Annotated in this window: 8 protein-coding genes; 2 read left to right on the top strand and 6 right to left on the bottom strand. The window is 67.9% G+C overall.

Features of this window, described 5'->3' with window-relative positions; genetic code table 11:
- Window positions 1-12: 12 nt before the first annotated feature.
- The 3 genes from EDF74_RS02720 to ffh all read right to left on the bottom strand — a co-directional run bounded on the left by EDF74_RS02720 (window position 13) and on the right by ffh (window position 3,330).
- Entirely contained in the window at window positions 13-801 is a 789-nt protein-coding gene (locus tag EDF74_RS02720; RefSeq protein ID WP_123728687.1) for an aminotransferase class IV family protein, read from the bottom strand.
- Entirely contained in the window at window positions 798-1,874 is a 1,077-nt protein-coding gene (locus tag EDF74_RS02715) for an NAD(P)H-dependent flavin oxidoreductase (protein WP_123728686.1), read from the bottom strand. Before EDF74_RS02715 ends, EDF74_RS02720 begins: the two co-directional genes overlap by 4 nt.
- A gap of 76 nt (window positions 1,875-1,950) precedes the next feature.
- Window positions 1,951-3,330: a signal recognition particle protein gene (gene ffh / locus EDF74_RS02710; RefSeq protein ID WP_123728685.1), complete on the bottom strand. Its 1,380-nt coding sequence runs from the start codon at window positions 3,328-3,330 to the stop codon at window positions 1,951-1,953.
- 130 nt (window positions 3,331-3,460) lie between these two features.
- Here ffh and EDF74_RS02705 point away from each other — a divergent pair, with 130 nt between their 5' ends.
- On the top strand, window positions 3,461-4,255 hold the full coding sequence (locus EDF74_RS02705; protein WP_121043472.1) for a cytochrome C assembly family protein: 795 nt from the start codon (window positions 3,461-3,463) through the stop codon (window positions 4,253-4,255).
- Between the two features lie 43 nt (window positions 4,256-4,298).
- Here EDF74_RS02705 and EDF74_RS02700 read toward each other — a convergent pair whose 3' ends face one another.
- The 3 genes from EDF74_RS02700 to radA all read right to left on the bottom strand — a co-directional run bounded on the left by EDF74_RS02700 (window position 4,299) and on the right by radA (window position 10,021).
- Window positions 4,299-6,605 (bottom strand): tetratricopeptide repeat protein, encoded by a 2,307-nt coding sequence (locus EDF74_RS02700; protein ID WP_123728684.1) that lies wholly within the window; start codon window positions 6,603-6,605, stop codon window positions 4,299-4,301.
- Window positions 6,606-6,655: 50 nt separating this feature from the next.
- Window positions 6,656-8,512, bottom strand: coding sequence for an ATP-binding protein (locus EDF74_RS02695; protein ID WP_123728683.1), 1,857 nt, complete (start codon window positions 8,510-8,512; stop codon window positions 6,656-6,658).
- 129 nt (window positions 8,513-8,641) lie between these two features.
- Window positions 8,642-10,021, bottom strand: a complete 1,380-nt coding sequence (radA, locus tag EDF74_RS02690) for a DNA repair protein RadA (protein WP_088432155.1) — start codon at window positions 10,019-10,021, stop codon at window positions 8,642-8,644.
- Between the two features lie 151 nt (window positions 10,022-10,172).
- On the opposite strand from radA, the gene EDF74_RS02685 reads away from it, so the two are divergent.
- Window positions 10,173-12,236, top strand: coding sequence for a putative bifunctional diguanylate cyclase/phosphodiesterase (locus EDF74_RS02685; protein WP_123728682.1), 2,064 nt, complete (start codon window positions 10,173-10,175; stop codon window positions 12,234-12,236).
- Window positions 12,237-12,281 lie beyond the last annotated feature (45 nt).

Here is a 12,281-nt window from a genome sequence, read left to right as displayed (position 1 = left end):
CGATCAGGCGGTTCAGGCTACCAACGGCTGCCAGGGTGCCGCCGCCAGCACCTGCCGGGCCTTGTCGCACAGCGCCGCCGAGTCAGCCAGTAGCCCCCCGTCGATCACCGCGATCGGCCAGATGCCGGCTGCGTTGCAGGCAATGGCGGCGTCGAATCCGGCCAGGTCCGCCAGCGTGACCGGCCGCACCTGCTGATCGCTGCCCCACCCTGCCTGCAGCAGGCGCTCCTGGGTACCGCGCAGCGCGGGCGCCTGCGGCCAGATCAACGTGTCACCCGAGGCGAAGGCGATGTTCCAGGTGGTGCCTTCGCTGACCAGGCCGTCGTCGCCGACGAACAGCGCGTCATCCACCCCGTCCAGCAAGGCCTCGCGGCGATGCTGGAACAGCGCGAACGTGCCGACGTGCTTCACGTGCGGCAGTTCACGCTGGTAGCGCACCGTCCGCAGTCGCCGCGCTAGCGCCGGCAGATCGACCGGTGGCGCGACGGTGACCAGTACGTCGACGGCGACCGGCTGCAGCGGCCGCCGGAAATCGAACTGCCGCGAAAACACGGTCACCCGCAGCGACGCATCGACCGCACCTTCGGCCTGCAGCGCATCGTGCATCCAGGCACGCACCTGCAGCGGATCCAGTGCGGTGCCGAACAGCTCCACCGTGCCCTCCTGCAGACGCTGCAGATGCAGATCCAGCCCCTGCACCCCGCCATTGCGCACCTGCAGCGAGGTGAAATGACCGTAGTTGGTCAGTGCGCCAGCAAGATCATCGGCGCTCGCAACGCGGCCATTGCAGTACAGCGTCATCCGAGCAACACCTTCGCATCGGTCCACATCTGCTGCAGCACCTCGGCCGCCGGGCGCGCCGGGGCCATCCACGCAGACTGTCCCGCCCACGCCTGCATCGCATCCAGCGCGTTGTCGCGGCCCGCCTGCGCGCGCATCGGCGCGGTCAGCCCACGCTGCACCGGATACGGCCGCGGCGGTGGTGCATCAGCAGACGCCGCGGCGCGCACATACGCGGTGGCCAGGCCACGGCCGAGACGACCACTGAAGGCGCGCGTCGGCCAGGTGTCTTCCGGCTCGGCGTTCGCCAATGCCAGTGACCATGCCGGATTCAACTGGCACTCCGGGGTGCGCAGGAACGCGGTGCCCACCTGCACCGCACTCGCACCCAGCGTCAGGGCGGCCGCGATGCCGCGCCCATCGGCGATGCCACCGGCCGCGATGACCGGGATATCCAGATGATCGGCCAGCCGCGGCAGCAGCGCGAACAACCCGACGAGCTGCCGCTCGGCCGCGTCCGGATCGAACGCACCACGATGGCCGCCCGCCTCGAAGCCCTGCGCGACCACCGCGTCGGCGCCGGCAGCCTGCGCGGCCCGCGCTTCGGCCAAGGTCGTGGCGCAGGCGATCCAGGCGATGCCCACGTCTTTCAGACGCTGCACCTGTGCCGGAGAAAACACGCCCATGATGGTGGAGGCCACCGCCGGGCGCGCCTTGATCAAGGCATCGAACTGCGCGTCGAAATCAGCCGGCCCGGCATCGGCGGCGGTAGCCGGAACCTCCGGGCCCCACTGCGCCAGAAAGCGGCGTGTCGCCGCTTCAGCATCGGCATCGCGTGACGGCAGCGGGTCGGGTATCCACACGTTGACCTGCGCCGGCCCTGCGGACTGCGCACGGAAATCATTCATCCACGCCACGATGTCCTGCGGCTGGGACAGCACCGCGCCCATCGCGCCCATGCTGCCGGCATTGGCGAGCGCGGCCGACAGCGGCACGGGGCAGGCGCCGGCCATCGGCGCGAGCAGGATCGGGGCCTGCAATGCAAAACGCCGACAGAAGCTGTCGGCGCGTTCGAGAAGCGGGGAAACACTCACGCTCGGCGCACCTGTGAAAGGAGACGGTGCCAGCATACGCCGCACCGCCCCTGCCCGGAATGCGCGTGCGCAGGACTCAGCGGAACGGCATGCCGCCGCGGCCGCCCATGGCGCCCATCATCCCCTTCATGCTGCGCATCATGCCCTTCATGCCGCCGCCGGCCATCTTGCTCATCATCTTTTCCATCTGCTGGAACTGCTTCATGAGCTTGTTGACGTCGGCCGGGGTCAGGCCGGAACCGCGCGCGATACGGGCACGGCGCGAACCGTTGAGCAGGCCCGGGTTGCGGCGCTCCTTCTTGGTCATCGAGTTGATGATCGCGATCATGCGCGGCACGTCCTTGCCCTGGCTGACCTGCTGCTTGAGGTGATCCGGGATCTGGCCCAGGCCCGGCAGCTTGTCCATCAGGCCGCCGATGCCGCCCATGTTCTGCATCTGTTCCAGCTGGTCACGCATGTCGTTCAGATCGAACTTCTTGCCCTTGGCGACCTTCTCGGCCAGCTTCTGGGCCTTGTCCTTGTCGACCTGCTGCTCGACCTGCTCCACCAGCGACAGCACGTCGCCCATGTCCAGGATGCGGCTGGCGATACGGTCCGGGTGGAACACATCCAGGCCGTCCGGCTTTTCGCTCACACCGACGAACTTGATCGGCTTGCCGGTGATGTAGCGCACGCTCAGCGCGGCACCGCCGCGGGCGTCACCGTCGGTCTTGGTCAGCACCACGCCGGTCAGCGGCAGCGCATCGCCGAAGGCCTTGGCGGTGTTGGCGGCATCCTGACCGGTCATGGCGTCGACCACGAACAGCGTTTCGGCCGGGTTGACCGCGGCGTGCAGCGCCTTGATCTCGGCCATCATCGCTTCGTCGATGGCCAGGCGACCGGCGGTATCGACGATCAGCACATCCACGAACGACTTGCGCGCATCATCGATCGCAGCGCGGACGATGGCTTCCGGCTTCTGGTCGGCGGCGGACGGGAAGAACAGCACGCCGACCTGGTCGGCCAGCGTCTTCAGCTGCTCGATCGCGGCCGGACGGTAGACGTCGGCCGAGACCACCATCACCTTCTTCTTGCGCTTTTCCTTGAGGTGCTTGGCCAGCTTGCCCACGGTGGTGGTCTTGCCCGCACCCTGCAGGCCGGCCATCAGGATGATCGCCGGGGCCGGCACGTTGAGGTTCAGGTCCGAGGCGGCCGAGCCCATGACCGCGGTCAGCTCGTCGCGCACGACCTTGATCAGCGCCTGGCCGGGGGTCAGCGACTTGAGCACTTCCTGGCCGACCGCGCGCACCTTGATGCGTTCGACCAGCGCCTGCACCACCGGCAGCGCGACATCGGCTTCAAGCAGCGCGATGCGGACTTCGCGGGTGGCCTCGCGGATGTTTTCCTCGGTCAGGCGACCGCGGCCGCGCAGCCGCTCGATGGTGCCGGAGAGGCGCTGGGTCAGGGACTCGAACATGGAAGCGACCTGTTCAGAACAAAAGACAATGAGACCGCCAGTATAACGGTTCCGCCCCGGCTCCCGGACCGGCCCTGACGGCGGCGCTGCGGGCATCGCCAGCACCCCGGGGGTATGCGAAACTGACACGATGACAATCGTTCTCATCGCGACCCTGCTGTACCTGACCGCCACCGGCCTGCTGGTGCGCGCGGTCGTCCGCGATGACGCGGTGACCTCCCCGGCCTGGCTGTGGCCGGCGCTGCCGGCGATGCTGCTGCACGGCGGCTATCACGTGCTGGTGGCGATGCGTACCAGCGGCGGGCCGGACATGCACTTCTTCGCCGCGCTGTCGCTGGTCGGCCTGGGCATGGCGTGGCTGACCTCGCTGGTCGCCGCGCGCGGGCGCATGGCGGCGCTCGGGGTGCTGGTGTTCCCGATGGCCGCCGTGGTGCTGTGGATCTATCACGCCTACGGCCACGAGCCGAGCAAGCCACTGGGCTGGCAATTGGCCACGCACGCGTGGATGGCGCTGCTGGCCTACGCCACCCTGAGCGTGGCCGCGTTGCTGGCGATCATGCTGTGGCTGCAGGAACGCGCCCTGCGCCGCCGTGATTTTCGCCCGTGGCTGCGGGCCCTGCCCCCGCTGGCGGATCTGGAAGCCCTGCTGTTCCGGGTGATCGCGGTCGGCTTTGCACTGCTCACGCTGACCCTGGTCACCGGCGTGCTGTTCGTCGATGACCTGCTGGCGCAGAAGCTGGTGCACAAGACCGTGCTCAGCATCCTGTCCTGGATCGTGTTCGGCACGCTGCTGATCGGGCGCCGCCGTTACGGCTGGCGCGGCGCGAAGGCGGTGCATTGGACCCTGACCGCGATGGCGTTGCTGCTGCTGGCGTTCTTCGGCAGCCAGTTCGTGATCGAGCTGGTGTTCGGGCGCACGCGATAGCGGCGTGCCGACCAACGGTCGGCACCAACCCGCTACCCGCTGATTACAACCCGTACCGTTCGATCGCGTCCAGATGCGGCTGCCGGTCCTGGTCGCAGGCCTCGGCCAGGCGCAGCCAGCAGTGCGGATGCACCCATTCCGCCGTCGCCTGCTGCAGGAAACGATGCAGTGCCAGCGGCGCGTGATCCTGCGGCTGGGCGACCGTGAACAGCAGCCCCGGCAGCGTCCCGCCTTCGGCATCTGGATCGGTCACGGTGTAGTCCGCACGGCTGTGCGACCACACCTTCCAGCCCTGCGCCTCGGCCGCTTCCACCAACGCGTTCCATGCCGCCTCGCCCGGATGCGCGCCGTCGACCAGCCAGCTGCGTGCGAATCCACCCCGCTCCAGAACGTGCACCTGCGCATAGGTCGGAATGAAGTGCTCGCGCTCGGCTTCGTCCTCTGGTGCGGGGTGCACCAGGCCGGCGTCGAACACCACCCAGTCACCCACCTGCTGCGCGCGGTTGGCTGGTGCGTTCTCGACGATGCGCGCGGTCACCGGCCCGCTGCGGCGGGCGTAGTACTCCACCGGCTCGCCGCCGTCTTCGCTGCGGATGATCACCCAGCCCCAGGGCTCTTCGACCACGCCCTGCTGGCTGGACAGTTCCATCCCGATCGCGGCCGCCGAGCGTCGCACCGCATCCCAGTCGCCCGCCGCACTCGCCGCACTCATGTGGTCCCAGTGCGCGGCATTCGGCTCCTCCAGCGTCTCCACCAGCTGCGCGTAGCAGGCCTGCGCATCGCTGAAGCGGCCGGTCTCCATGTACATGCTGGCAAGCGTCCGGCGTGCGCCGTTCGAGCCTGGCGACAACGCCAACAACGCCTGCGCGGCCTGTTCCAGCGCCGGCCAGTCGGACGCGCGCCGTGCACGCTGTACTTCGCACCAGTGCGCGAACACCGGCACGCTGTCGCGATAGGTCGCGGCCAGCCTGCGCAGGCCATCATCATCGCCCTGCTCGGCCAGCCAACGCATCAGGGTGTAGGCCGCCGCGCCATCTTCCTGCGCGTGGCCGCGCACGAAGTCCCACAGCAGCGCCATGGCGTCGGTGGTTGCGCCACAGGCATGCAGCGCCGACGCAGCGACCTCGGCCAGCGCGTCGTCGTCGGGCTGCTCGGCGTGCGCCTGCAGCAGCCACTGCGCTTCACGCTCGGGATCGCGCGACTGGTGCTGTTCGCCCTGCGCTTGCAGCCACGCCAGCAGTTCATCGGCAGGCACTGGCAGCGGTGCCATCTCCGGCAGCGCCTCGATCCGTGCCGCCAATCCAGCCACCAGCGCGGCAGCGCCACGATCCTGCCGCAGCTGTGCCAGATGGGTCCGGGCCAGACCAAGCTGGCGCTGCGCCACCCAGCGCGCACCACGCTGCAGGGCCAGTTCCAGGCTCAATGCAGCGATCTCGATCACCAAACGATGCGCACCGACCGCGGCGAAGTGTTCGATGATGGTGTTGAACCGCGTCCCCAGATCCCAGGTATTGCGTGCGCCATCCCGGCTGCACAGGGTCGAGGCGGTATTGGCCCACAGCCGCCAGTGGTTCGGCGTCAGCTCGCTCCATGGCACCAGCTGCTGCAGTGCCTCTTCATCACGCCCCAGCTGGGCCAGCGCCCAGGCCTTGGACAGCCGGCGCGGCACCGTGCAGTTGGCCGGCTCGTAGTCGCCTGCAGCAGCTACTTCGGCCTCGCGCTGCTCGATCAATGCGAGCGCCTCCTCCGCACGGCCGCTGGCCAGCAGGATCTTGATCTGCATTTCCGGGAAGCTGTCGAACACCTCCTTGCCACGCGCCTGGATCGCCGCCGCCTGCACCTGCAGGTACTCCAGCGCATCCTGGCCGCGGCCGTCGTCCAGCAGCGCGTCCGCCTTCTCGCAGCTCAGGCACTGGAAGCAGGCCCAGCTCGGGTCGATACGGCCCAGCGTCTCGTCGCAGACCTCGATGCGCTCAGGCACCCAGCCCGGACCATCGATGTTGCCGTAGCAGGCGGCAAGATCCTGGGTGACGCAGATCGACTGCGGGCAGTCCAGGGTATCGGCACGGTGTGCACGCTCGAACAGCGCCACCGACTCGCCCAGTGCGCTTTCACCTTCCATGCGGTTGCCGACGCGGTTGCGCAGCGCCCAATGGCCGACATAGACATCGACCCAGGGGTTGTCCAGCGCCTTGCCCAGCGCACGCGCTTCGGGCAGCAGTGCATCGACGCGGTCGACCTGCAGTTCACTGACGTCATCGGCAAGGCGGGTCAGCAGGTGGGCGTTCTGTGCCTGCCCGGCCTGACGCAGGTCTTCCTGCAGTTTTTCAACCCAGTTCCAGATATCCATGGTGGGGGAATGCTCCTGTCTAGCGAAGGCTGGATGAGAGGGGGCGGTGCTCAGCGCAGCATCTGCTGCAGGGCACCGGCAATATCGGTAAATGCACCATTGAGATCGGGGCCCGGCGTCGCCGTACTCCGCTGCAACGGTCGGCCCTGTGCGGACACGATGATCTTCAGCGAGCGCAGCAGGCGCGCGGCCGAGGCGGCCTGCGGGTGGCCATCGCGCTGGGCCTGCAGCAATGCCTGCACCGCTGGATTGTCCAGGTTGAGGTAGAGCCGTGACGGCGCACGCGCCTCGATGCGGGCGGTGAACTGGCGCGCCAGCCGCAGTGCGGCCATCGATACGCGCTTGTCGTTCTCGTCGTCTTCCAGGCGCTGCTTCAGCTCGGCTTCGCGGTCGGGCACCACCACCACCGGCAGCGCCTCTGGGCTGAACCGCGCCGGCAGCAGCTGTTCGCCATCGCCCAGGTGTTCGCGCAGCCAGGCCAGCTGCGCATCGTCAAGGCTGTCGTCGGTACGGAACAGTGCGCGATTGCCCTGCTCGGTACCGAGCTCGACCAGGCGCAGGCCCTTGGCCTGGGCCCAGCGGCGCAGGAAGGGCACCACTGCATAGCGATGGCCATGCGCGACCGGCACGCCCATCGCACGGAACAGCATCTCCTCGAAACCGCCACCGTTGTCGAGGATCACATGCACCGCGCCGCGCGCCGGCAGCGCGCTGGCCGGCAGGTCGCCCTGCGAGGTCGGCACGCGCACGTGTTCCAGCAGCAGATCGAACAGGCGCTCATCGCACAGGGCCGCGCCCAGCAGGGCTTCATTGTGCCGGCTGAGCACACGCCGCCAGGCTTCGGGCTGCTGTCGTGCGACGTCGGCCAGGCCATCGATCAGCGCTTCCAGCAGGGCGTGCTGCACGGCGCGATAGTGATCATCACGCTGCAGGTCCTCGCGGCTGGCGGTCGGGGTCAGCTTCGACGACTCGATCACCCCGCCGATGAAACCGGCCCACGGCGGTAAAAGGTCGCGCGCATCGTCGTCCAGCAGCATGCCGCGCACGAACACCGACAGGTTGCGGTTGTCGCTGGTGCCGTAGGTGGCACCGTCCTGCACCCAGAGCATGCCGATGGCATCGCTGCTGCCATCGGACTGCAGCGGCATCGTCACGATGGGCTCGAAATCATGTTCGAAACGGGCAGCGAACTGCAGCGCCTGGCGGCGCGCCTGCACGGGATGCAGCGCGACGTCCCCCTGCCCGCGCCACGGCGGCGGTTCGGGGTTGATGGCCTCGGCGGCAGCGCCGATGAAGATCGGTTCGGACAGCAGCGCGCAGTAGCGGCCAAGCACCTCGTGCAGGCGCGCTTCGTTGGCCAGCGGCAGGAAGTCCGGATGCAGCTCCAGCTCGACCTCGGTGCCGATCGCGCGTGCCGGCACGTCGCTGACGGTGTACTGCTCGGCGTTGCTGGAGACGTACAGGTGGCCCAGCTCCGGCGCCTGGTAGGAGGTGGTGCGCACGCTGACACGGCGCGCCAGCACGAAGGCAGACAGGAAGCCCAGGCCGAACATGCCGATCAGGCCGTCATTGTCCTCGCCCTCCTGGCGCAGGCCCCGGGTGTAACCCACACCAACCGTGGCCAGGTAATCGTGGATTTCCTGCCGCGTCAGGCCGGCACCGGTGTCGGTGATGCGCAGCACGCCGGCGGCGGCATCGACCTGCACGTCGATGCGCGATACGCACTCGATGCCGGGCTGCTCGATACGGCGGCGGATGATCGAATCGTGCGCGTTCTGCACCAGTTCGCGCAGCGCCACCATCGGAGTGGAATACAGGTGCTTGCCCAGCACCGTCATCAGTCCATTGAGGTCGACCCCGGCGCGGCGGATTTCGGCAGCGGGGGTGCTGAACATCGGGTCCTGCATGTAATCGATTACTCCTTGCCACGGAAAAGCGCCGGAGGGCGCCTTCGTCGAGCCGGGAAAACTAGCACAGGCTGGCTGACCGATGCCGCACTCGTCCTGTGCGGCAACCGCGCCTCGGCCCGGCCCCGGTCACAGCGCGTCGATCGCCTCCGACAACCGCTCCACCGCGATCACCTCCATGCCCTTCACGCTGCCCGTCTTCGGTGCATTCGCCTTTGGCACGATCGCGCGCTTGAAGCCATGCGTCGCTGCTTCGCGCAGGCGGTCTTCACCGTTGGGCACGGGGCGGATCTCGCCGGACAGGCCCACCTCGCCGAAGGCGATCGTCTTCTCGGCCAGCGGCCGGTCCTGCAGGGAGGACAGCACCGCCAGCAGCACCGGCAGATCGGCGGCGGTCTCCTGCACGCGGATGCCGCCCACCACGTTGACGAACACGTCCTGATCGCCCACCAGCACGCCGCCATGACGGTGCAGCACCGCCAACAGCATCGCCAGGCGGTTCTGCTCCAGACCCACCGCCACCCGGCGCGGGTTGGACAGCGGAGAAGCGTCCACCAGTGCCTGCACTTCCACCAGCAGCGGGCGCGTGCCCTCGCGGGTCACCATCACGCAGCTGCCCGGCTGCTGGGTGCTGCCGCCGGAGAGGAAGATCGCCGAAGGATTGGAGACCTCTTTCAGGCCTTTCTCGCCCATGGCGAACACGCCCAGCTCGTTGACCGCGCCGAAGCGGTTCTTGAACGCACGCAGCAGGCGGAATCGGCTGCCGCTCTCACCTTCGAAGTACAGCACCGCGTCGACCATGTGCTCGAGCACGCGCGGGCCGGCAATGCCGCCCTCCTTGGTGACGTGGCCGACCAGGAACACGGCGGTGCCGGTTTCCTTGGCAAAGCGCACCAGCCGTGCGGCGCTCTCACGCACCTGGCTGACCGAGCCGGGCGCGGCGGTCAGCGATTCGGTCCACAGCGTCTGCACCGAATCGGCCACGATCAGCCGCGGCTTGGCCACGCTGGCATGCTGCAGGATCGCCTCGACCTGGGTTTCGGCCAATGCGTTGACGTTGTCCAGCGGCAGATCCAGCCGCACGGCACGGCCAGCGACCTGCGAGAGCGATTCCTCACCGGTGATGTACAGCACCGGCAGGCTGGCGGCCATCTTCGCTACGGCCTGCAGAAGAAGAGTGGACTTGCCGATGCCGGGATCGCCACCGACCAGCACCACCGCACCTTCGACCAGACCACCGCCGAGCACGCGGTCGAACTCGCCGATACCGGTACTCACCCGCAGGTGCTCGGTCTGCTGTACGTCCTTGAGCGCCATGATTTTCGGCGCATCGACCTTGCCGGCCCAGCCGGAACGGCGCGACGCCGGCGAGGACTTGGCAGGCGTGGCGCTTTCCAGCGTGATCTCGCTGAGCGTGTTCCAGACCCCGCACTCGGTGCACTGGCCCTGCCACTTGCTGTATTCGGCGCCACATTCACTGCAGACGTAAGCGGTGAGTCGCTTGGCCATGTCAACTTCCGCTTCAGAATCGATGGGGCAGGATAGCCGAGCCGCGTCGCAGCAACCGAGACGCCGTGCCTCCCAGCCCCCTCAAGAATCCGGCCGCAGTGCCGATACTCCGGCGGGCCACCGCCTTTCCTTCAACTTTCCAGGCTTCTCCATGACCGGCACCTACAGCCAGAGTCTTGTCGTGTTCTCGCTGCTGGTTGCCATCCTCGCCTCCTACACCGCGCTGGACATGGCCGGCCGACTGGCCAGTACCCAAGGGCGGGTCGCCCGCTGGTGGCTGGCCGGCGGCGCCACCGCGATGGGCCTGGGCGTGTGGTCCATGCATTTCATCGGCATGCTGGCCTTCCATCTACCGATCCCGGTCGGCTATGACCTGGCGATCACCCTGTACTCGCTGGCGGTCTCGGTCGGTGCCTCGGCCTATGCGCTATGGCTGGTCTCGCGCGCGGAGCTGCCCTGGTCGCGCCTGTGCGCCGGCGCGGTACTGATGGGGCTGGGCATCGCCACCATGCATTACCTGGGCATGAGCGCCCTGCAGATGCAGCCGGGCATCGACTACAACCCGGTCTGGTTCGCCGCCTCGGTCCTGATCGCCATCGGCGCGGCCGGCGCGGCGCTGTGGATCGCCTTCCGGCTGCGCCTGGAGCAGCGGCGCCCCTTCCTGCTGCGCGGGCTGGCCTCGCTGGTGATGGGACTGGCGATCGTCGGCATGCACTACACCGGCATGGCCGCGGCCAACTTCCCCGAGGGCGCGGTCTGCGGTGCGGCGTTCGGCGAAGGCATCGATGCCAAATGGCTGGCCGTGCTGGTGATCGTCACCACCCTGGGCACCCTCGGCATCGCACTGATTTCCTCGGTGTTCGATCGGCAGATGCGCACCCGTACCGGCCTGCTGGCCGACTCGCTGGCGCAGGCCAATGAAAAGCTGCTGCAGGCGGCCCTGCACGACCCACTGACCCAGCTGCCCAACCGCATGCTGCTGCAGGACCGCATCGAGCAGGCCATCGAGAAAGCACGCCGTCGACAGTTCAGCTTCGCGGTGATGTTCTGCGACCTCGATGGTTTCAAGACGATCAACGACGCCTACGGCCATCAGCTCGGCGACAAGCTCCTGATCCAGGTCAGTGAACGCGTGTCGGCGCTGCTGCGCGCGCAGGACACCTTCGCCCGGCTGGGCGGCGATGAGTTCGTCATCGTTTTCCAGATCGACGACCCCGAAGACGCCGCCGTTGTCGCCGAACGGATCATCGCCTGCGTGGCCGAGCCGTTCGAGATCGATGCACTGGAACTGCAGGTCAGCGCCAGCCTGGGCATCGCGTTGTACCCGGCCGATGCCACCACCGAGCGCGACCTGATGGCCCACGCCGATGCCGCGATGTACCACACCAAGGATTCGGGACGGAACGGCTATACGTTCTTCACCCAGTCGCTCAACGTGAGCGCGAACCGCCAGCTCAAACTGCTTCAGGAACTGCGCAAAGCGGTCAGCCGCAATGAGCTGGTGCTGCACTACCAGCCCAAGTTCCAGGCCAATGGTGAATCACTGATCGGCGCCGAAGCGCTGGTGCGCTGGCAGCATCCTGAGCTGGGGCTGCTCTCGCCCGACGCCTTCATCCCCATCGCCGAGCGCAGCGGGCTGATCCTGGCTCTGGGCGAGTGGGTGCTCGACCACGCCTGCCACCAGCTGCGCCAGTGGCACGACGCCGGCCATCCCGACTGGACCATGGCGGTGAATCTGTCGCCGTTGCAGTTCGGTTCCAGCACGCTGCTCGATACGGTTGGCCGCACCCTGGATCGCCATGGCCTGGACCCGAAACGCCTCACGCTGGAGGTGACCGAAACCACGGCGATGAAGGACGTCGATGCCAGCCTGCAGATCCTGCACGGGCTGACTGCAATGGGGGTGAACATCTCCATCGATGATTTTGGCACCGGCTACTCCAGCCTGCTCTACCTCAAGCGCATGCCGGCTACCGAGCTGAAGATCGACCGCGCCTTCGTACGTGATCTGGAGGACAACGCCGAAGATGCGGCCATCGTCTCTTCGATCATCGCGCTGGGCCGTTCGCTGCAGCTGCAGATCGTCGCCGAAGGCGTAGAGACGGCTGGCCAACGCCAGTACCTGAGCGACATGGGCTGCGATCAGCTGCAGGGGTATCACCTCGGGCGGCCGGTGGATGCGGCCGAGTTCATGCGGCTGGCGAAGGCGGCGTAACGCGGGACTCGGCTTCTCATGCGGATGCGAGGGCAAACCAAACAG

It is taken from the genome of Stenotrophomonas rhizophila, assembly GCF_003751305.1.
Lineage (GTDB): Bacteria > Pseudomonadota > Gammaproteobacteria > Xanthomonadales > Xanthomonadaceae > Stenotrophomonas > Stenotrophomonas rhizophila_B.
This window is presented reverse-complemented; position numbering and strand designations above follow the sequence as displayed.